This window comes from Amycolatopsis sp. N2S4-7, from assembly GCF_058119595.1.
Map to the genome: position 1 here is coordinate 8,377,619 of NZ_CP172299.1, position 23,584 is coordinate 8,401,202.

Genomic DNA, 23,584 nt, shown 5'->3' on the forward strand with positions numbered 1-23,584 from the left:
CCGCGCCACGGATCGCGTCGCTTCCATCGCGGCCGGTGACTTTCAGCGCCGGGGAAGCCGGTGGAAGCGAAGCAGAAGCCGCCCGTTCTAGTTTTTCCCCGTACCGCAACGAAAATCGTGAGGAGGGCTCATGCCGGACGGGATCGCGATCGTCGGCCTGTCCTGCCGGCTGCCCTCGGCCGACAGCCCCGCCGGGTTCTGGGCCCTGCTGCGGGACGGCCGCAGTGCGATCGGGCAGCCGCCCGAGGGCCGCGCCACGGCCCCCGGCGCGCCGCCCGCCGCCTACCTCGACCGGGTCGCGGACTTCGACCCCGCGTTCTTCGGGATCTCGCCGCGGGAGGCCGCCGCGATCGATCCGCAGCAGCGGCTGATGCTCGAACTCGCCTGGGAGGCCGTGGAAAACGCCGGGATCGTGCCCGGCCCGCGGACCGGCGTCTTCGTCGGGGCCGCGTCCGACGACTACGCCACCCTGCTCGACCGCGCCGGTGCGGACGCCGTCACCCGGCACTCGATGGCCGGTGTCCGCCGCGGCCTGATCGCCAACCGCGTCTCCTACGCGCTCGGCCTGCGCGGCCCCAGCTTCACCGTCGACTCAGGACAGTCGTCGTCGCTCGTCGCCGTGCACCAGGCCGTGGAAAGCCTGCGCCGCGGGGAATGCGCGGTCGCCGTCGCCGGCGGCGTGCACCTCAACCTCGTGCCGGAGGGCGTGGTCCTCGCCGAGCGCTTCGGCGGGCTGTCCCCGGACGGCACCGCACACGTCTTCGACGCCCGCGCCAACGGGTTCGTCCGCGGGGAGGGCGGCGCGGCCGTCGTCCTCAAGCCCCTCGACCGGGCCCTCGCCGACGGCGACCTGGTGCACGCGGTGATCCTCGGCGGCGCGGTCGGCAACGACGGCGGCGGCACCGGCCTCACCGCGCCGGACGCCGACGCCCAGGCCGAGGTCCTCCGGCTGGCGTACGAGCGCGCCGGGGTCGACCCGCGGGCCGTCCAGTACGTCGAACTGCACGGCACCGGGACCCAGGCCGGTGACCCCGTCGAAGCCACCGCCCTGGGCCGGGTGCTCGGCCGACCCGACGCACCCCTCGCCGTCGGGTCCGCCAAGGCGAACGTCGGCCACCCGGAGGCGGCGGCGGGGATCACCGGCCTGGTCAAGGTGGTCCTGGCGCTGCGGCACCGGGAACTCCCGCCCAGCCTCGGGTTCGAGACGCTCCACCCGGCGATCCCCCTGCCGGAACTGGGCCTGCGGGTGCAGGCGGACCTTTCGGGCTGGCCCCGGCCGGGTGAGCCGCTGGTGGCCGGGGTGTCGTCGTTCGGCATGGGGGGCACGAACTGCCACATCGTCCTCCACGAGCCGCCCACGCCGGACCGGACGGCCCCGGACGTGCCGCACGCCCTGCCGCTGCTCCTCTCCGCCCGCACCCCGGGTGCCCTGCGGGAGCAGGCAGCCCGGATCCACACGGCATTGTCCGAAGCGGACGTCGTGGACGCCGGGCTGTCGCTGGCCACCACGCGCAAGCACCACGAGCACCGCGCCGTCGTCGTCGGCCGCGATCGCGCGTCGCTCCTGAGTGGGCTGAGCACGCTGGCCGACGGGCGCGGTGCCCACGAGATCGTCCGTGGCCGGGCCGCGACGCGGGGCGCGCTCGCGTTCCTGTTCAGCGGCCAGGGGAGCCAGCGCGCCGGGATGGGCCGCGAACTGGCCGAGGCCTTTCCGGCGTTCGCGCAAGCCTTCGCCACCACCTGTGCGGCCTTCGACGGCCTCCTCGACCGGCCCCTGACCGAAGTCGTCCTCGACGACGCCGTCGACCGGACGGTCTACACCCAGGCCGCGTTGTTCGCCTTCGAGGTCGCCCTCTTCCGGCTGTTCGAGGCCGCCGGCGTGCGCCCGGGCTTCGTCGCCGGGCACTCGGTCGGCGAGCTGGCCGCCGCGCACGTCGCCGGGGTGTTCACGCTCGCCGACGCCGCGAAGCTGGTCGCCGCCCGCGGTGCGCTCATGCAGGCCCTGCCCGCCGGGGGCGCGATGGTCGCGGTGGAGGCCACGGAAGCCGACGTCCGCCCGCTGCTGGACGAGCACGTCTCGCTCGCCGCGGTGAACGGGCCGGCGGCGGTCGTGTTGTCCGGCGACGAGGACGCCGTCCTCGCCGCGGCCGCGGAGCTGGCCGGGCGCGGGCACCGGACCAAGCGGCTCACCGTCAGCCACGCCTTCCACTCCGCCCGGATCGAGCCGATGCTGGCGGAGTTCGGCCGCGTCGCGGCGGAACTGTCCTTTGCGGACCCGACGATCCCGGTCGTGTCCAATGTGACCGGACGGATCGCGACGGCCGAGCTGGGCACCCCCGGCTACTGGGTCCGGCACGCCCGCGAAGCCGTCCGCTTCGCCGACGGCGTCCGGACGCTGGAAGCCGCCGGTGTGACGGACTTCGTCGAGATCGGCCCCGCCGGGGTGCTCACCGAGCAGGTCCGCGCGATCGTCACCGGCGCCGACGTCGTCCCGGCCCAGCGCGGCGCCCGGTCGGAGACGGCCGCGCTGCTCCGGGCCTTGGCCACCTTGCACGTCACCGGCCGGGACGTCGATTGGGCGGCGATCTTCGCTCCTTGGCGCGGTAACCGCGTCGAGCTCCCCACGTATCCCTTCCAGCGCGACAGCTACTGGCTGTCGAGCCAGCTGCCGGAGCGGCGGGACGTCCTGACCGCCGTTCCGGCTGTCGAGCGGGTCCCCGCACGCGGCGCCGGGGACCCGCTCGTTCCCCTCGACCTCGTGCGGGCCGAAGTCGCGGCCGTCCTCGAATACGCGTCGGCCGCCGACGTCGACCCGGCGCGGACGTTCCGCGACCTCGGCGTCGACTCGCTGACCGGCCTCGAACTGCGCGACCGGCTCGCCGAGGCCACCGGCCAGGCCCTGCCGGCGACGCTGCTGTTCGAGCACCCCACCCCCGAGGCCGTGGCCGCGCACCTGGCGGGTTCGTCCGAGCCCACGAGAACCTTCGATGCGGCCGGCGCCTCGGACGAGCCCATCGCCATCGTCGCCATGGCCTGCCGGTTCCCCGGTGACGTCCGCGGCCCCGAGGACCTCTGGCGGCTGGTCGCCGAGGGCCGGGACGCGGTTTCGGCGCCGCCCGCGGACCGCGGCTGGGACAGCGACGCCGTCCGCGAAGGCGGGTTCCTCACCGGCGCGGCCGAGTTCGACCCCGCGTTCTTCGGCATCAGCCCGCGCGAGGCGCTGGCCATGGACCCGCAGCAGCGGCTCGTGCTGCAGGCGGCGTGGGAGGCCTACGAGCGCGCGGGCATCCGGCCGGAGACGGTCCGCGGCCACCGCGACGGCGTCTTCCTCGGCGCGACCTCGCACGAGTACGGCCCGCGGCTGCACGAAGCCGCCGACGGGCACCTGCTCACCGGCACCTCCCCGAGCCTGATCTCGGGCCGGATCGCGCACGTCTTCGGGCTCGAAGGCCCGGCGGTCACCGTCGACACCGCGTGCTCGTCGTCCCTGGTGGCGCTGCACCTGGCGGTGCGGGCGCTGCGCGCGGGGGAGTGCGGGCTCGCGCTCGCCGGCGGGGTCACCGTGATGTCCGGGCCGGGGATGTTCGTCGAGTTCGCCAAGCAGGGCGGCCTGTCGGAGGACGGCCGCTGCCGCGCGTTCTCGGCCGGCGCGTCGGGCACCGGCTGGGCCGAGGGCGTCGGCGTCGTCCTGCTGGAGCGGCTCTCCGACGCCCGTCGGCACGGCCACCCGGTACTGGCGCTGGTCCGCGGCTCGGCGATCAACTCCGACGGCGCGTCCAACGGCCTGACCGCGCCCAGCGGCCCGGCCCAGCGCCGGGTGATCCGGCTCGCCCTCGCCGACGCGGGACTGTCCCCTTCGGACGTCGATGTGGTCGAGGCGCACGGGACCGGCACCGTGCTGGGCGACCCGATCGAGGCGCGGGCGCTCATCGAGACCTACGGCCAGGACCGTCCCGGCCCGCTCTGGCTGGGGTCGCTGAAGTCGAACATCGGGCACGCCCAGGCCGCCGCCGGCATCGGCGGCGTGCTGAAGCTGGTCCTGGCGCTGCAGCACGGCCTGCTGCCGAAGACGTTGCACGCCGAGGAGCCGTCCCCGCACGTGGACTGGTCCGCGGGCGCGGTCCGGCTGCTGACCGAGCCGGTCCCGTGGCCGGCCGGGGGACGGGTCCGCCGCGCGGCGGTCTCGTCGTTCGGGATCAGCGGAACGAACGCCCACGTGATCCTGGAGGCGCCCGAGCGCGCCGAGGTGGGCTTCGGTGCGCGAGAGCGCTCGGGTCCCGCCGTGCCGTGGGTGCTCAGCGCCAAGACTCCTGCCGCTCTCCGCCGTCAGGCGAAGCAGCTGCGGGACCACCTCCTCACCCACGACCTCCCGCTCGAAGACGTGGCCGCCACCCTCGCCGCGCGGACCCGGTTCGAGTACCGCGCCGGGATCGCCGCCACCGACCGGGAGACCTCCCTCGCCGCTCTCGACGCCCTCGCCGAGCACGGGACCGGCATCGGCCGTCCCGCGCCGGGCAAGCTCGCCTTCCTCTGCACCGGCCAGGGCTCCCAGCGCGCCCGCATGGCCGAGCCCCTCCACCGGGCCGACCCGGTCTTCGCGGCCGCGTTCGACGAGGCCGCCGCCGCCCTCGACGCGCACCTGGACCGTCCACTGAAGACGGTCGTCTTCGCGGACGACCCGGCCGAGCTGAACCGCACCGCCTACACCCAGCCCGCGCTCTTCGCCCTCGAGGTGGCGCTGTTCCGGCTGTTCGAGCACTGGGGCGTCCACCCCGCGTTCGTCGCGGGCCACTCGATCGGCGAACTCGCCGCCGCGCACCTCGCGGGCATCCTCGACCTGGCCGACGCGGCCCGGCTCGTCGCCGCCCGCGGCGCGCTGATGGACGCGCTGCCCGCCGGCGGCGCGATGGCCGCGATCGAGGCGACCGAGGACGAGATCCGGTCCTTCGACGTCGCCCTCGCGGCCGTCAACGGTCCCGCGTCCGTGGTCGTCGCCGGCGCCGAAGACGCCGTCGCCGCCACCGAAGCGCACTTCGCCGAGCTGGGACGACGGACCCGGCGGCTCACCGTCAGCCACGCGTTCCACTCCCCGGCCATGGACGGCATGCTCGACGCCTTCCGCGAGGTCGCCGAGTCGGTCACCTACCACCCGGCCCGCATCCCGCTGGTCGTCGACGGCGATCCCGGGACCGCGGAGTTCTGGGTCCGGCACGTCCGCGACACCGTCCGCTTCGCCGGCACCGTCGCCCGGCTGGCCGCGGCCGGCGTCACGACCTTCGTCGAACTCGGACCCGACGGCATCCTGACCGCCATGGCCCGCGACTGCCTGCCCGACGGCGACTTCCACCCGACCCTGCGGTCCGACCGCGACGACGTCCAGGCCGTGTACACCGCACTGGCCGCGCTCGGCGCCGCACCGGCGGCCACGTCCACTGTGGACCTCCCGACCTACCCCTTCGAGCGGCAGCGGTTCTGGCTGTCGCCGCGCTCGCTGCCCGCGGACGCCGCGGCCGCGGGCCTCACCCCGACCGGGCACCCGCTGCTCGGCGGCGGCGCCGAGGTCGCCGGCACCGACGGCGTCCTGTTCACCGGCGTCCTGTCGGTGCGCACCCAGCCGTGGCTGGCCGACCACGTCGTCCTCGGCGCCAACCTCCTCCCCGGCAGCGCCTTCGTCGAACTCGCGCTGCTCGCCGCCGGGCAGGCGGGGTGCGACCGGCTCGACGAGCTCGTCCAGGAGACGCCGCTCGTTCTGCCTGCCGACGGCCGCGTCCAGCTGCAGGTCTCCCTCGGCGCGCCCGACGAGTCCGGCCGCCGCGCGGTGGCCGTCTCGTCGCGGCCCGACCAGCCGTCGGTGACCGCGGGCTGGACCCGCAACGCCGCCGGGTTCGTCTCCGCCGGGGGCGCCGCGCCCGCTCCGGAGACCGAGTGGCCGCCGCGGGGAGCCGAGCCGGTCGACCTCGACGGCCGGTACGCCCGGATCGCCGACGCCGGCTTCGGCTACGGTCCCGAATTCCGGTGCCTGCGCGCGGTCTGGCGCCGCGGCGACGAGCTGTTCGCCGAGGTCGCCCTGCCCGAGCACCGCGTCACCGAAGCCGCGGGCTACGGCCTGCACCCGGCGCTGCTCGACGGCGCCCTGCACGTCGTCGCGTTCGGCGACCCGGCCGGGGTCGAGGCGGGCCGGATCCCGTTCTCCTGGCACGACGTCCGCCTGCACGCCACCGGCGCGTCCACGATCCGCGTCCGGTACACCCCGGTCGCGGACGGCGTCGAGCTGTCCATAGCAGACACGGCGGGGGCGCCGGTCGCCTCGGTCGGCGCGCTGGCCCTGCGGCCGGTCGCCGCGGACCAGCTGACCGCCACGGTCGCCCGCGACGACCTGTACCGGATCGCCTGGACGCCGGTGCCCGCGCCGGCAACGACGTCCACCTGCGTGCTCACCACCGGCCTCGACACGCTCGCCGAGGTCCCCGACTTCGTGGCGGTGCGGCCCGAAACCGGCACAAGCGCGGTGCCGGCGCAGGTTCGCACCGCCACGGACCACGCGCTCGGCCTCGTCAAGGCGTGGCTCGCCGACGGCCGGTTCGACGGCGCCCGGCTCGTCTTCGTGACCCGGGACCTGGCGCACGCCGCCGTGCGCGGCCTGGTCCGCTCGGCCCAGACCGAGCACCCCGGCCGGTTCGTGCTCCTGGACGCCGACACCGACCTGACGCCCGAGGAGATCGCTGCCGCGGCGGCCACCGGCGAACCGGAACTCGCCCACCGCGACGGCGTGGTCCTCGTGCCGCGGCTCGCGCGCGCCACCGTCCCCGACACCACCCCGGCGGTCGACCCCGGAGGCACGGTGCTCGTCACCGGCGCGACCGGTGGTCTCGGCCGCGCGCTGGCCCGAAGGTTCGCCGGGCAGGGCGTCCGGCACCTGCTGCTCGTCAGCCGCCGCGGCCCGGCGGCCGAGGGCGCCGAAGACCTGGTCAGCGAGCTGGAGGCCCTCGGCGCGAGGGTCACCCTCGCCGCCTGCGACGTCGCCGACCGCGACGCGCTGGCCGAGCTGCTGGCCGAGCACCCGCCGACCGCCGTCGTGCACGCCGCCGGTGTCCTCGCGGACGGCCCGGTCGAGACCCTCACCGCGCAGCAGATGAACGACGTCCTGCGAGCGAAGGTCGACGCCGCCTGGAACCTGCACGAGCTGACCGGTGAGCTCACCGAGTTCGTGCTGTTCTCCTCGGTCTCCGGCCTGCTCGGCACCGCGGGCCAGGCGAACTACGCGGCCGCCAACACCTTCCTCGACGCGCTGGCCGCGCACCGCCGGGCCCTCGGCCTGCCCGCCACCGCGCTGGCCTGGGGCCTGTGGGAGACGGCGGACGGCATGGGCGGCGGGCTCGCCGCCGCCGACCGGACGCGGATGTCCCGCGCCGGCGTCGGCACCCTGTCCACTTCGGACGCTCTCGACCTCTTCGACACCGCCCGCGGCGCCGGCGACGCCGTGCTGGTGCCCCTGCGGCTCGACGAGGCCGGGCTCCGGTCCGCCGGTGTCGTGCCGTCGTTGCTGCGGGGCGTCGTCCGCCTGCGGGCCGGCGGGGGCCCGACCACCCCGGCGGTGACGCCCGAAGGGCTGGCCGACGTGGTCCGGGCCGAGGTCGCGGCCGTGCTCGGGCTGGTGAACCCGGTCGCCGTGGAGCCGGGCCGGGCGTTCAAGGAGATCGGCTTCGACTCCCTCACCTCGGTCGAGCTGCGCAACCGGCTCGCCACCGCGACCGGCCTGCGGCTGCCCGCCACGCTGCTGTTCGACCACCCGACCCCGGCCGCGGTGATCGACCGGCTGCACCGGGAGCTCGCCGGAACCACCCAGGCCCGGGAAACGACCACGCGGGCCGCCGTTTCGGGCGACCCGATCGTGATCGTCGGCATGGCCTGCCGCTTCCCCGGCGGCGTGACGAGCCCTGCCGAGCTGTGGCGCCTCGTCGCCGAAGGCCGCGACGCCATCAGCGAGTTCCCCGGCGACCGCGGCTGGGACGTCGAGGCGCTCTACGACGCCGACCCCGACCGCCCCGGCCGCACGTACACCACGCGCGGCGGGTTCCTCCACGACGCCGGCCAGTTCGACGCGGAGTTCTTCGGGATCAGCCCGCGCGAGGCGACGGCGATGGACCCGCAGCAGCGCCTGCTGCTCGAAACCTCCTGGGAGGCCTTCGAAAACGCGGGCATCGATCCCCTGGGCCTGCGCGGCAGCCGCACCGGCGTCTTCGCCGGCGCGATGTACCACGACTACACCGCACGCTTGACCCCGCTGCCCGAGGAGGCCGAGGGCTATTCGTTCACCGGCGGCTCCGGCAGCGTCGTCTCCGGCCGGGTGGCCTACACCTTCGGCTTCGAAGGGCCCGCCGTCACGGTCGACACCGCGTGCTCGTCTTCGCTGGTCGCGCTGCACCTCGCCGCGCAGGCCCTGCGGCAGGGCGAATGCGGCCTCGCGCTCGCCGGCGGGGTCGCGGTGATGGCCACGCCGGGTTCGTTCGTCGAGTTCAGCCGCCAGCGCGCGCTCGCCCCGGACGGCCGGTGCAAGCCGTTCGCGGCCGCCGCCGACGGCACCGCCTGGGCCGAGGGCGCCGGCATGCTCCTGCTGGAACGCCTGTCCGGCGCCCGCCGCCACGGCCACCCGGTGCTCGCGGTGCTGCGCGGCTCGGCGGTCAACTCCGACGGCGCGTCCAACGGCCTCACCGCGCCCAACGGCCCGTCGCAGCAGCGCGTGATCCGGCAGGCCCTCGACAGCGCGGGCCTGTCTCCTTCGGACGTCGACGTCGTCGAGGCGCACGGCACCGGCACCCCGCTCGGCGACCCGATCGAGGCGCAGGCCCTGCTGGAAACCTACGGCCAGGACCGGGAAACCCCGCTGTGGCTGGGTTCGCTGAAGTCCAACATCGGGCACACCCAGGCCGCCGCCGGGGTCGGCGCGGTCGTCAAGATGGTCGAGGCCATGCGCCACGGCGTGCTGCCCAGGACGTTGCACGTCGACGAGCCGTCCCCGCACGTCGACTGGACGGCGGGCGCGGTATCGCTGCTCACCGACACCCAGGCCTGGCCCGAGGTCACCCGCCCGCGACGCGCGGCGATCTCGTCGTTCGGCATCAGCGGAACCAACGCCCACGTGATCCTCGAAGGCGTTCCGGAGCCGGCGCCCGCTCCGGCTCCGACGGAGCCGGTGCCGTGGGTGCTTTCCGCCCGGAGCGAGCCTGCTCTGCGCGAACAGGCGCGGAACCTCGTGTCTCTGGTGGACGAGGACCCCACCGGTGTCGCCCGGGCCCTCATCGCCCGGTCGGCGTTCGACCACCGTGCCGTCGTCACCGGTGACCGGCGGGCCGGGCTGACCGCGCTGGCCGAGCACGGCAGCGGCGCCGGGGTGGCGCGACCCGGCCGGAAGGTCGTGTTCGTCTTCCCCGGCCAGGGCTCGCAGTGGGCCGGGATGGGCCGTGAGCTCCTCGCTGAGCCGGTCTTCGCCGAGCGGATGGCCGAATGCGCCGCCGCGCTGAGCTCCTTTGTGGACTGGAACCTCCTGGACGTCCTCGACGACGCCGAGGCACTGACCCGCGTCGACGTCGTCCAGCCCGCCCTCTGGGCGATGATGGTCTCGCTCGCCGCCGTCTGGCGCGCGCACGGCGTCGAGCCCGCCGCCGTCGTCGGCCACTCCCAGGGTGAGATCGCCGCCGCGGTTGTCGCGGGTGGACTGTCCCTCGAGGATGGTGCCCGCGTGGTCGCGTTGCGCAGCAAGGCGTTGCTCGCGCTGTCCGGACGCGGGGGCATGGTGTCCGTGGCCGCCCCGGTGGAGCGGGTCCGGGAGCTGATCGCGCCCTGGGACGGCCTCGCCGTCGCCGTGGTGAACGGCGAGACTTCGACCGTCGTGTCCGGCGACGCCGACGCACTCGACGAGCTGCTGGCCCTGGACGTCCAGGCCAAGCGGATCGCCGTCGACTACGCCTCGCACTCGGCCCACGTCGAGCTCCTCGAAGACGAGCTGGCCCGGGTGCTGGCCCCGGTGCGCCCGAAGTCCGGGGAGATCCCGTTCTTCTCGACCGTGACGGCCGAACCGCTCGACACCGCAGACCTCGACGCCGGGTACTGGTACCGCAACCTGCGTCAACCGGTCGAGTTCGCGCGGACCACCGAAGCCCTCGCCGAAGCGGGCCACGACCTCTTCGTCGAGTGCAGCCCGCACCCGGTCCTCGTCGGCGCCCTCGCCGAGAGCACCACCGCCGTCGGCACGCTCAAGCGGAACGACGGCGGGCCGGTCCGGGTGCTGACCGCGCTCGGCGAGGCGCACGTCCACGGCGTGCCGGTCGACTGGGCGCTGCCCGAAGGCGGCCCCCGCGTCACCCTGCCCACCTACCCGTTCCAGCGCGAGCGGTTCTGGCTCGACGCCCCCGAATCACTGCCCGGCGTCGAACGGCTCGGGCTCGACGCGGCGGGCCACCCGCTGCTGGCCGCCTCGACGCGGCTCGCCGACCCGGACGTCCGGCTGTTCACCGGCCGGCTCTCGCTGCGGACGATGCCGTGGCTCGCCGACCACGCCGTGCTCGACACCCCGTTGCTGCCCGGCACGGCCTTCCTCGACCTCGCCCTGCACGCGGCCCGCGAAACCGGCGCCGCCGTGGCGGACCTGACCATCGAGGCGCCGCTCGTGCTGCCGCGCCACGGTGCCGTGCTCGTCCAGGTCACCGTCACCGAAGGCACCCTGCGCATCTTCGCCCGCACCGAGGACGGGCCGTGGACGCGGCACGCCTCGGGCACGCTCGCCCCGGCCGTCACCGACAGCCGTCCGGCGCTGGCCTGGCCGCCGGCGGGGACCGAGATCGACGTCGAGAAGTTCTACGTCGCCGCGGCCGAGGACGGCTTCGACTACGGCCCCGCCTTCCAGGGCCTGGCTCGCGCCTGGAAAGCCGGGGACGACGTCTACGCCGAGGTCCGCCCCGGCGAGCCGGGCACCTTCGTGGTGCACCCGGCCCTGCTCGACGCGGCGGCCCAGGCGGTCCGGCTCGGCGGCTTCTTCGCCGACGACGCCCCGCGGCTGCCCTTCGCGTGGTCCGGGGTCACCGTCCACGCGACCGGCGCCCGTGCCCTGCGCGCCCGGATCTCCCCGGCGGGCTCCGACACGGTGTCGCTGACCGTCGACGACGAGGACGGCCGTCCGGTGCTCACCGCGGAAGCCCTGACCCTGCGCCCGTTCTCGCCCGCGCAGCTCGCCGCCGGTTCGGACTCGCTGTACCGGCTCGCGTGGCAGCCGATCGAGCCGGCGCCCGCACCGGACCTGGTCGTGCTCGGCGACGACGTGCTGGCCGCCGAACTCGGCGTGCCGGTCGTGCTCCGCGCGCCCGCCGGGAGCGATGTCGTGGTGCCCGTGGGCGCCGGTGACGTCCGCGAAGTCCTGACGCGGCAGCTGGGTCTCGTGCGCGAGTGGCTGGATCGGCCCGGGGACGACCGCCTGGTCGTGCTGACCCGATCGGCGACCGAAGACGACTTCACGGGCGCCGCGGTGTGGGGCCTGCTGCGGTCGGCGCAGGCCGAGCACCCGGGCCGGATCGTGCTGGCCGACGTCGACGACGACCCGCGTTCGCTGCCCGCCCTGCCCGCCGCGCTCGGCACCGGCGAAGGACAGCTCGCGGTACGGGCGGGCGCCGCGTACGTCCCGGTGCTCGCGCGCGCCGAGGTCCGCCCCGCCACCGGAGACGGTCACCCAGCCGGTCCGGTTGCGGCTGCGCACCCCGGCCCGCTGCTCGACCCGGACGGCACGGTGCTCGTCACCGGCGCGCTCGGCACCCTCGGGCGGCTCATCGCGCGGCACCTCGTGCTCGCCCACGGCGCCCGCCACCTGCTCCTGCTGAGCCGTCGCGGATCCGCGGCCGAAGGTGCGGCCGAGCTGGTCGCCGAACTCGGCGAGCTGGGCGCGGCCGCCGAGGTCGTCGCCGCCGACGCCGCCGACCGGGCCCGGCTCGCCGAGGTCCTCGGCGGCATCCCGGCCGAGCACCCGCTGACGTCAGTGGTGCACGCCGCCGGGGTCCTGGCCGACGCGACCTTCACCGCGCTGACCCCCGGGCAGCTCGACACCGTCCTGCGGCCCAAGGCCGACGCCGCGCGGCACCTGCACGAGCTCACCGCGGACGTCCCGCTGCGCAGTTTCGTCCTGTTCTCGTCGGTCGCGGGCACCCTCGGCACGGCGGGCCAGGCGAACTACGCCGCCGCGAACGCCTACCTCGACGCGCTGGCCCGGCACCGCCGGTCCCGCGGGCTGCCCGCGCTGTCGCTGGGCTGGGGCCTGTGGGCCGAGGCGAGCACGATGACCGGCGGGCTGGACCGCACCGACCTCGGCCGGCTGGGCCGCACCGGCGTGCTCCCGCTGTCCAGCCGCCAGGGCCTCGACCTGTTCGACGCGGCCTGGGCGGCCGGGGACGCGGTGCTGTTCCCGGTCCGGCTGGAGACGTCGGCGGCGCGGCTCGGCGAGGTGCCGCCGCTGCTGCGCGGGCTCGTCCGCGCCCCGGCCAAGCCACCCGAACGGCGGCTGGCCGACGTCCCGGCCGCCGACCTGCCGAAGGCGCTGCTCGACCTCGTCCGGGGCGAGGTCGCCGCGGTGCTCGGGCACCGGGGCACGGCCGCGATCGACCCGGCCCAGCCGTTCGCCGAGATCGGCTTCGACTCGCTGACCGCGGTCGAGCTGCGCAACCGGCTCACCGCCGCGACCGGCGTGCGGCTGCCCGCCACGCTCGTGTTCGACCACCCGACGCCGTCGGCCGTCGCCGAGCACCTCGAACGCGGCCTGGTCACCGAACCGGCGCGCCCGGCGGTGCTCGACCACGTGGACCGGCTGGAGAGCGCCCTCACCGAAACCGACGAGACCGTGCGGGCCACGGTCCTCGCCCGGCTCGACGCCCTCGGCGCGCGGCTGCGGCGGCCCGGGCCCGCGCCGGACGACCCGGCGCAGCGCCTGAGCACCGCTTCGGCCGACGAACTACTCGACTTCATCTCCAAGGAGCTGGGCAACCATGGCTGAGCACGACGACCGCGTGCTGGAGAACCTGCGCTGGGTCACCCTCGAACTGCACCAGGCCCGCGAGCGGCTGCGCGCGGCCGAGGAGCCGATCGCGATCATCGGCACGGGCTGCCGGTTCCCCGGCGGTGTCACCACGCCCGAAGACCTGTGGCGGCTGCTCGACGGCGGGGTCGACGCGATCACCGAGTTCCCGGCCGGCCGCGGCTGGGACGTCGACGACCTGCACCGGCCCGACGAGCCGGGGCACTCCAGCACCCGCCACGGCGGGTTCCTCGACGAGCCGGGCGCGTTCGACGCGGGGTTCTTCGGCATCTCCCCGGCCGCGGCCGAGGTCACCGACCCGCAGCACCGGCTGCTCCTGGAGGTCTCCTGGGAAGCCGTCGAGCGGGCCGGCATCGACCCGCAGTCGCTGCGCGGCAGCCAGACCGGCGTGTTCGCCGGGACGATGTACTCCGACTACGGCACGGGCGCGGCCGACGCCGACCTCGCCGGCCGCGTGCTGATGGGCACGTCCGGGTCACTGGCTTCGGGCCGCGTCGCCTACACCTTCGGCTTCGAAGGCCCGGCGCTGACGCTGGACACCGCTTGCTCGTCGTCGCTGGTCGCCGTGCACCTGGCGGTGCAGGCGCTGCGCCGCGGCGAGTGCACGCTCGCCCTCGCGGGCGGGTCGACCGTGCTGGCCACCCCGTCGGTGTTCGTCGAGTTTTCGCGGCAGCGCGGGCTTTCCGCCGACGGGCGCTGCAAGGCCTTCGGTGCCGGAGCCGACGGCACCGGCTTCGCCGAGGGCGCCGGGGTCCTGCTGCTGGAACGGCTGTCCGACGCGCGCAAGAACGGGCACCCGGTGCTGGCCGTGGTGCGCGGCTCGGCGGTGAACTCCGACGGCGCGTCCAACGGCCTGACCGCGCCGAACGGCCCGGCGCAGCAACGGGTCATCGCGCAGGCCCTGGCCGACGCGCGGCTGACCGCGTCCGATGTGGACGTCGTCGAGGCGCACGGCACCGGCACCGCGCTCGGCGACCCGATCGAAGCCCAGGCCCTCCTCGCCGCCTACGGGCAGGACCGGGACCGGCCGTTGTGGCTCGGCTCGGTCAAGTCGAACCTCGGGCACACCCAGGCCGCCGCCGGGGTCGCCGGGGTGCTGAAGATGATCCTGGCGCTGCGGCACGGCGTGCTGCCTAAGACGTTGCACGCCGACGAGCCGTCGTCCCATGTGGACTGGACGTCGGGATCGGTGTCGCTGCTGACCGAGCCGCGGCCGTGGCTTCCCGGGGAGCGGCCGCGCCGGGCGGGCGTGTCGTCGTTCGGCGTCAGCGGGACGAACGCGCACGTGATCCTCGAAGAGGCGCCGGAAGCCGCTGCGGCACCGACTGGGCCGGACGTCCCCTCGGCGCCGTGGGTGCTCTCCGCGCGCAGTGCCGCCGCACTGCGGGGCCAGGCCGAGCGGCTGTCCTCAGCGGATGGCAGCGCCGCCGACATCGCGCACTCGCTGCTGACCTCGCGCAGCCTGTTCGAGCACCGCGCCGTCGTGCTGGGTGCGGACGCCGAGACCCGGCGTCGCGGCTTGGCCGCGCTGGCCGCCGGCGAGGACGCGTCCACCGTGGTCACCGGGCTCGCCGACGCCGGCCCGGACGCCGTGTTCGTCTTCCCCGGCCAGGGTTCGCAGTGGGCCGGGATGGGCCGCGAGCTGCTGGAAACGTCTCCGGTGTTCGCCGCCCGGCTCGCCGAGTGCGCGGCGGCGCTGGTGCCGTTCACCGACTTCGACCTGATCCGCGTCCTGCGCCGGGGTGACGAGCTCGACCGCGTCGACGTCGTCCAGCCCGCGCTGTGGGCCGTCATGGTGTCCCTGGCCGCGCTGTGGCAGTCCCACGGCGTCCGGCCCGCGGCCGTGCTCGGCCACAGCCAGGGCGAGATCGCCGCCGCCTGCGTCGCCGGTGCGCTGTCCCTTTCGGACGGTGCCCGCGTGGTGGCGCTGCGGAGCCGGGCGCTGGCTTCGCTGTCCGGCCGCGGCGGCATGGTGTCGCTGCGGCTGCCGGTGGACGAGGTCGAAACGCTGCTGGGGCCGGGTCTTTCGATCGCCGCCGTCAACGGGGCCGCCTCCGTAGTCGTGTCGGGGGAGCCCGCCGCGCTGGCCGAACTGGTCGAGCGCTGCGGCGAGCACGCCAAGGCGATTCCGGTCGACTACGCGTCGCACTCGGCGCAGGTCGACTCGCTGCGGGAGCGGTTGCTGGCCGACCTCGCGCCGATCCGGCCGCGTCCCGCCGAGATCCCCTTCGTGTCCACGGTGACCGCCTCGGCGTTCGACACCACCGGGCTCGACGCCCGGTACTGGTTCACCAACCTGCGCGAGCCGGTGCTGTTCGACCCGGCGATGCGGCTGCTGCTGGCCGAGGGCCGGACCGCGTTCGTCGAGCTCAGCCCGCACCCGGTGCTGACGCTGGGCATGCAGCAGACGGCGCCGGCCGCGGTCGTCGCCGGAGCCCTGCGGCGCGGCGACGGCGGCCTCGGCCGGGTCCGGCAGGCGCTGGCCGAACTCGCCGTCCGCGGTGTCGACGTCGACTGGGCGCTGCCCGCCGGGCGGCGGATCGACCTGCCCACGTACGCCTTCGACCACCGGAACTACTGGCTCACCGCCGCGGGACCGTCGGCGGGCGCGCAGCCGGAGTCCACCGAGGACTGGACCGACCGCCTGGCCGGGCTCACCGGTGCCGAGCAGCAGCGGACGCTGGTGAAGCTGGTCCGCTCCGCCGCCGCGGCCGTGCTCGGGCACGCGTCCCCGGAGGACCTCGAGCCGACCGGGTCGTTCCGCGAACTGGGCTTCGACTCCGCGGCGGGTGTCCAGCTCCGCAACCGCCTCGCCGCGGCGACCGGACTGGACCTGCCGGTGACGGTGGTGTTCGACCACCCGACGGCCGCCGCGCTGGCCGGGTACCTGCTGACGTCGTTGTCGGGCACCCCGGCGGCCGGGCTGGACCGCCACCTCGACGCGCTCGAGTCGGGCCTGCGCGACCTCGACGGCGTCGCGCGTGCCCACGTGCTGACCCGGCTCCGGACCCTCGTCGCCGCCGGGCCCGGGACGGGGGATCTGGACACCGCCACCGCCGACGAGATGTTCGCGCTGCTCGACACGGAACTGGGTGCCGCCTCGTGACGAACGAACAGAAGCTCCTCGACTACCTCAAGCGCGCCACCGGCGACCTGCGCGAGGCCCGCGGCCGCGTCCGCGAGCTGGAGGACCGCGCGCACGAGCCGATCGCCGTGGTCGGGATGGCCTGCCGCTACCCCGGCGGCGTGCGGAGCCCGGAAGACCTGTGGCAGCTGGTCGACGAGGGCCGGGACGCCGTCAGCGAGTTCCCCGCCGACCGCGGCTGGGACCTGGACAAGCTCTACGACCCCGGGTCGGCGCCCGGCACCAGCTACGTCCGGCACGGCGGTTTCCTCGACGACGTCGCCGGGTTCGACGCCGCCCTGTTCGACCTCAGCCCGCGCGAAGCCACGGCCATGGACCCGCAGCAGCGCCTGCTGCTCGAGGTGGCCTGGGAGGCGTTCGAACGGGCCGGCATCGCGCCGGATTCCGTGCGCGGCAGCCGGACCGGCGTCTTCGCCGGCACCAACGGCCAGGACTACGGGCCGCGGCTGCACGAGGCACCCGCCGACGTCGAAGGCCACCTGCTCACCGGACTGGCCGCGAGTGTCCTTTCCGGACGGATCGCCTACGCCTTCGGCCTGGAAGGACCGGCGATCACCGTCGACACGGCGTGCTCGGCGTCGCTGGTCGCCGTGCACCTGGCGATCCGGTCGCTGCGCGCGGGGGAGAGCACCCTCGCGCTGGCCGCCGGGGTGTCGGTGATGAGCACGCCCGGCGGGTTCGTCGAGTTCAGCCGTCAGCGCGGGCTCGCCCCCGACGGCCGCTGCAAGTCCTTCGGCGCCGGCGCGGACGGCACCGGCTGGGCCGAAGGCGCCGGCGTCCTGGTGCTGGAACGGCTGGCCGACGCCCGAACCGCCGGGCATCCCGTGCTGGCCGTGCTGGCCGGCTCGGCGGTCAACTCCGACGGCGCGTCCAACGGCCTCACCGCGCCCAGCGGGCCCGCGCAGCAGCGGGTCATCCGCGCCGCGCTGGCCGACGCCCGGCTCGTCCCGTCCGATGTGGACGCCGTCGAGGCGCACGGCACCGGCACGGTGCTGGGCGACCCGATCGAGGCGCAGGCGCTGCTGGCGACCTACGGGCAGGATCGGGAAACGCCGCTGTGGCTGGGATCGCTGAAGTCCAACCTGGGGCACGCCCAGGCCGCGGCCGGGGTCGGCGGGATCATCAAGACCGTCCTCGCCCTCCGCGCCGGGACGCTGCCGCGCACGCTGCACGCCGAGGAGCGCTCGCCGCACGTCGACTGGTCGGCGGGGGCGGTTTCGCTCCTGACCGAGCCGCGGCCGTGGCCCGCCGGGGACCGCCCGCGCCGGGCCGGGGTCTCGTCGTTCGGCGTCAGCGGCACCAACGCGCACGTGATCGTCGAGGAAGCGCCGCTCGTCCCCGACGCCGTGACGCCGGTGACCCCGCCGGTGCTGCCCTGGGTGTTGTCGGCCAAGTCGCCCGAAGCTCTCCGCGCACAGGCGGCCAAGCTGGCCGGCACCGACCCGAGCCTGGACGTCGCGTATTCGCTGGCCACCACCCGGGCGCACCTGGAGCACCGGGCCGTGGTCGTGGGTGAGCTCGAAGCCGGGCTGACCGCGCTGGCCGACGGCCTCCCCGCCGCGAACGTCGTCCAGGGCAAGGCCCGCACCCAGCCCAAACTCGCCTTCCTGTGCACGGGACAGGGCGCCCAGCGGCCGGGCATGGGCCGCGACCTGCACGCCGCGTTCCCGGTGTTCGCGGCCGCGTTCGACGCCGTCTGCGCGGAGATCGACGCCCGCTGGGACGGCGCACCGCCGCTCAAGGACGTCGTGTTCGCCGAGGTCGACACCCTGCTCGACCGGACCGACTACGCCCAGGCCGGGCTGTTCGCGGTCGAGGTCGCGCTGGCCCGGCTCGTCGAGTCGTGGGGCATCCGGCCGGACGTCGTGGCCGGGCACTCGCTCGGTGAGATCACCGCCGCCCACCTCGCTGGGGTGCTCACCCTCGCCGACGCGGCGACGCTGGTCGCGGCGCGCGGCCGGCTGATGGCCGCGGTGCCCGCGGGCGGGGCCATGGCCGCCGTCGAAGCGAGCGAAGCCGAGGTCGCCGGAACGCCCGGGGTCGACATCGCCGCCGTCAACGGCCCGTCCGCGGTGGTCGTGTCCGGCCCGGAGGACGCCGTCGACGCCGTGGTGGCGCAGTGGTCCGCGCAGGGCCGCCGCACCCGGCGGCTCACCACGAGCCACGCGTTCCACTCCGCCGCCATGGACCCGGTGCTCGCGCCGCTGGCGCAAACCGTGCGGGGGCTGGACTTCCAGGCGCCGGTCGTGCCACTGGTGTCCACCCGCACCGGACAGGCCGCCGATCTCTCCACAGTGGACCACTGGACGGCGCAGGTCCGGGAGCCGGTCCGCTTCGCCGACGCCGTCGCGACGCTCGCCGGGCAGGACGTCACGGCCTACCTGGAACTGGGGCCGGACGGCGTCCTGACCGCGATCGCGCGCGAGCTCACCGACGCCGTCACCGCGGTCGCGCTGCGCCCGGACCGCGACGAGGCGGCGACCCTGCTCACGGCCGTCGCGACTCTGCACACCCACGGCGTCCCGGTCGACTGGGCCGCGTTCTTCGCCGGGACCGGCGCACGGCGGACGGACCTGCCGACGTATGCCTTCCAGCACGAGCACTACTGGCTCACCCCGTCGGGCAGCACCCCCGCGGCCCGCGTCCGCCCGGCCGTGCCCGGCCGCCGTGATTGGACCGGCCCGGCCGAGCTGACCGAGCTGGTCCGCGCCCAGGCCGCCGCCGTGCTGGGCCACGCCGAAGCGCTCGACGCCGACCGCGCGTTCGCCGACCTGGGCTTCGACTCGCTGACGGCGGTCGAGCTGAGCACCCGGCTGGGCACGGCGACCGGCCGGTCCCTGCCCGCCACCCTCGTCTTCGACCACCCGACCCCGGCCGCGCTCGCCGCGTGGCTGGCGAACGAAACGGTCGATGAGACGCCCGCCGCGCACGCGGGCTCGGCCGACCCGATCGTCGTCGTCGGCATGGGCTGCCGCTATCCGGGCGGCGTCGCGTCCCCGGCGCAGCTCTGGGACCTGGTGCTTTCGGGCACCGACGCGATCACGCCGTTCCCGGCCGACCGCGGCTGGGACGTCGACACGATCCACGACCCGGAGCCCGGCCGTCCCGGCAAGACCTACGTCGTGCACGGCGGGTTCCTCGCCGGCGCCGCCGGGTTCGACGCCGCCTTCTTCGGCATCAGCCCCCGCGAAGCCCTGGCGATGGATCCGCAGCAGCGGCTGCTCCTGGAAGTCGCCTGGGAGACGTTCGAACACGCGGGCATCGATCCGCACGCGGTCCGCGGCGACGCCGTCGGCGTGTTCGCCGGCACCGCGTCGCAGGACTACGGCCCGCCGCTGCACGAGGCCCCCGAGCACGTCGGCGGCAACCTCGGTACCGGCACCGCGGCCAGCGTGCTCTCCGGCCGGCTCGCCTACACCTTCGGCTTCGAAGGGCCGACGCTGACGGTCGACACCGCGTGCTCGTCGTCGCTGGTCGCGCTGCACCTGGCCGCGCAGGCCCTGCGCGCGGGTGAGTGCACCCTCGCCCTCGCCGGTGGCGTCACGGTGATGTCGAGCCCCGGGGCGTTCGTCGAGTTCAGCCGCCAGCGCGGCCTCGCGCCGGACGGCCGGATCAAGTCCTTCTCCGACACCGCGGACGGCACGGCGTGGGCCGAAGGCGCGGGAATGCTGTTGCTGGAACGGCTTTCGGACGCCCGCCGCCACGGCCACCCGGTGCTGGCCGTGCTGGCCGGATCGGCCGTCAACTCCGACGGCGCGTCCAACGGCCTCACCGCGCCGAACGGCCCGTCCCAGCAGCGCGTGATCCGGCAGGCCCTGGCGAACGCCGGACTGTCCGCTTCGGACGTCGACGTCGTCGAGGCGCACGGCACCGGCACCGTGCTGGGTGACCCGATCGAGGCGCAGGCCGTCCTCGCCACCTACGGCCAGGACCGGGCGACGCCGCTGTGGCTGGGCTCGCTGAAGTCGAACATCGGGCACGCGCAGGCCGCGTCCGGGGTCGGCGGGATCATCAAGGTGATCGAGGCGATGCGCCACGGCGTGCTGCCCCGGACGCTGCACCTCGACGAGCCCTCCTCCAAAGTGGACTGGACGGCCGGTGCGGTCGAGCTGCTGACCGAGACCACGCCGTGGCCCGAAACCGACGTCCGCCGGGCCGCCGTCTCGTCCTTCGGCGTCAGCGGCACGAACGCCCACGTGATCCTCGAACAGCCGGCGGAGATCCCCGCACCGGACGCGCTCGCCGGACCGGTTCCGTGGCTGCTGTCGGCGCGGACCGAGACGGCGTTGCGAGCCCAGGCCGAGCAGCTGCTCACCGTCGACGCCGAGCCCGGCGAAGTCGCGCGGGTCCTCGCCGCCGGCCGGGCCGCCTTCGAGCACCGGGCCGTCGTGGTCGCGACGACCGCCGAAGAGCGCACCGCCGGGCTCGCCGCGATTCGCGACGGCCGCGGCGCGATCACCGGCGTTGCCGGGCGAGGCAAGACCGCGTTCCTGTTCACCGGCCAGGGTTCCCAGCGCGCCGGGATGGGCCGAGAGCTGTACGAGACCCATCCGGCGTTCGCGGCCGCGTTCGACGCCGCTTGCCCCGACCCGCGGGTGCGCGAGGTCGTCTTCGAAGGACGTCCGGAACTCGACGGGACCGAGTTTGCGCAGCAGGGCATCTTCGCGGTCGAGGTCGCGCTCGTGCGGCTCCTCGAGACGTGGGGAGTCCGGCCGGACGCCGTGCTCGGGCACTCCGTCGGCGAGATCGCCGCGGCCCACGTCGCGGGGATCCTGACTCTCGAGGACGCGGCCGCGCTGGTGGCCGCGCGCGGACGGCTCATGCAGGCCCTGCCGCCGGGCGGGGCGATGATCGCGGTCCAGGCGTCCGAAGAGGACGTTCGGCCGCTGCCGGAGGGCGTCTCGCTGGCCGCGGTGAACGCCGCCGACGCCGTGGTGCTGTCCGGAGAGGACGCCGCGGTCACCGAGCTGGCCGCGAAGTTCGCCAAGACCAAGCGGCTGAACACGAGTCACGCCTTCCACTCGCCGCTGATGGCGCCGATGCTGCCGGACTTCCGCGTGATCCTCGAGACGCTGTCGTTCCACGAACCCAGGCTGCCTTTCGTGCCCACCGGCGGGGCCGACGCGTCGACCGTGGACTACTGGGTCGAGCAGGTCGGCAACCCGGTCCGGTTCGCCGACGGTGTCGAGGCCCTGCGCGCCGACGGCGTCACGACGTTCGTCGAGATCGGCCCGGACGCCGTGCTGTCCGCGCTGGTCGACGGCGCCGTCCCGGTGATGCGCGCGGACCGGTCCGAGCCGGAGACGCTGCTCACCGCACTGGCCCGGCTGCACGTGCGCGGTGCTGGTCCACAGTGGACGAGTCTCTTCGGCTCGGCGACCACGCCGGTCGACCTGCCGACGTACCCGTTCGAGCGGGAGCGGTACTGGCTCGACCCGGGCACGCCGCCCGCGGCCGACCCGGCGGGCGCGCGGTTCTGGACCGCCGTCCGCGACGGCGACGTCACCGGCCTGGCCGAGACCCTCGGCGTCGAGACGTCCACAGTGGACGCCGTCCTGCCCGCGCTGGCCCGCTGGCGCGGCGAAGCCGACGGCGGCACGACCGACTGGCGCTACCGCGTCGTCTGGCAGCCGATCGCCACCCCCGCACCGGCCCTGGACGGCTGGTGGCTCGCGGTCGTCCCCGAAGGCAGTGCCGTGCGCCTTCCCGAAGGCGTCACGGTGCTGGAGGTGCCCGCCGGGATCGGCCGCGCGGACCTCGCCGCCCGGCTCCCGGAAACCGACGGCGTGCTGTCCTACCTCACCGACGTCGAGCAGGTGCTCGTGCTCGTCCAAGCCCTCGGTGACGCGGGCCGCGAAGCCCCGCTGTGGTGCGTCACGCGCCATGCGGTGCAGGTCGAGCCGGGCGAGCCGGTGGATCCCGCGGCGGCCGAGATCTGGGGTCTCGGCCGAGTGGCCGGCCTGGAGCACCCGCGCCGCTGGGGCGGGTGCGTCGACCTCGGCGGCGACGCCGACCTGGTCATCGGCGGTGCCGAGGACCAGCTCGCGGTGCGGCCGTCCGGGGTGTTCGGCCGCCGGCTCGTGCGGGCGACCGGCCGGAAGGCCCGCGACTGGCGGCCGCGCGGCACGGTGCTCATCACCGGGGGCACCGGCGCGCTGGGCGGGCACGTCGCCCGCCGCCTGGCCGCCGACGGCGCCGAGCACCTGGTGCTCACCAGCCGTCGTGGCCAGGCCGCACCGGAGCTCGTCGAGGAACTCACCGCGCTCGGCGCGCGGGTCACGGTCCGCGCGTGCGACGTCGCCGACCGGGACGCCCTGGAAGCGCTGCTGGCCGAGTTCCCGCCGTCCGCCGTCGTGCACGCCGCCGGCGCGGGCGACCCGGAGTACCTGGTGGACACCGATCTCGCGGAGTTCGCGCGCGTCCGGTCGGCGAAGGTGCTGGGCGCGGTCAACCTCGACGCCCTGCTCGGTGACACCCCGCTCGACGCGTTCGTGCTGTTCTCCTCGATCGCGGCCACCTGGGGCAGCGGCGGCCAAGGCGCCTACTCCGCGGCGAACGCGGCCCTCGACGCCCTCGCCGAGTCGCGCCGGGCCCGCGGCCTGACCGCGACGTCCGTCGCGTGGGGTCCCTGGGCCGGCCCGGGCATGGCCGAGGGCGAGGCCGGGGTCCAGATGACGCGGCGCGGGGTGCCCGGGCTGCCGCCGGAGCGGGCCGTCGCCGAGCTGATGGCCGCGGTCGAACGGGACGAGCCGACGGTCGTCGTCGCGGACGTCGACTGGACGCGGTTCGTGCCCGCGTTCACCGCGCAGCGCCCGAGCCCGCTGCTCGGCGAACTGCCCGAGGTCCGCGAGGTCCTGGCGGCCGAGGTGGCACCCGGTGGCGCGGTCGCCGAGATCCTCGGCACCGCCGAGGGCGCCGAGCTCGACCGGCTGCTGCTCGACATCGTGCGCGGCGAGATCGCCCTGGTGCTGGGACATTCCGCGCCCGGCGCGATCGACGTCCGCCAGCCGCTGCGCGACCTCGGCCTCGACTCGCTGGCCTCGGTCGAGCTGCGCAACGGCCTGTCCCGGGCGACCGGGCTCAGCCTGCCCAGCACGCTGGTCTTCGACCACCCGACGGCCGCCGCGCTGGCCACGCACCTGCGCACCCGCGTCGAGCCCGTGACCGACCGGCTCGTCGACGAGCTGGACCGGCTGGAGGCCGGGCTGGCGGCGTCCGGCGCGGAGGACCGCGGCCGTGCCCTGGCCCGGCTCGAAGTCCTGCTCGCCCACTGGCGCGAGGACCGCGAGTCGATCGCGGAGCGGCTCGACTCCGCCGACGACGACGAGATGTTCCGGCTGCTCGGCACCGAGTTCGGCATCTCCTGA

The 23,584-nt window shown here is 75.6% G+C and carries 3 protein-coding genes; all 3 read left to right on the top strand.

Annotation, left to right across the window (positions count from 1 at the left end; all coding sequences use genetic code 11):
- Positions 1-130 precede the first annotated feature (130 nt).
- From ACH54P_RS39870 to ACH54P_RS39880, 3 genes are read left to right on the top strand one after another with little or no spacing between them, the layout of a single operon-like run.
- Entirely contained in the window at positions 131-13,030 is a 12,900-nt protein-coding gene (locus ACH54P_RS39870; RefSeq protein WP_489908454.1) for an SDR family NAD(P)-dependent oxidoreductase, read from the top strand.
- Positions 13,023-16,178: a type I polyketide synthase gene (locus ACH54P_RS39875; RefSeq protein ID WP_489908455.1), complete on the top strand. Its 3,156-nt coding sequence runs from the start codon at positions 13,023-13,025 to the stop codon at positions 16,176-16,178. The genes ACH54P_RS39870 and ACH54P_RS39875 overlap by 8 nt, the downstream gene beginning before the upstream one ends.
- Positions 16,175-23,584 (top strand): type I polyketide synthase, encoded by a 7,410-nt coding sequence (locus ACH54P_RS39880; protein ID WP_489908456.1) that lies wholly within the window; start codon positions 16,175-16,177, stop codon positions 23,582-23,584. Before ACH54P_RS39875 ends, ACH54P_RS39880 begins: the two co-directional genes overlap by 4 nt.

Bases quoted from the DNA above. Each gene is read 5' to 3' on its own strand.
- ACH54P_RS39870 (WP_489908454.1), top strand. From the start codon at position 131: ATGCCGGACGGGATCGCGATCGTCGGCCTGTCCTGCCGGCTGCCCTCG.
- ACH54P_RS39875 (WP_489908455.1), top strand. From the start codon at position 13,023: ATGGCTGAGCACGACGACCGCGTGCTGGAGAACCTGCGCTGGGTCACC.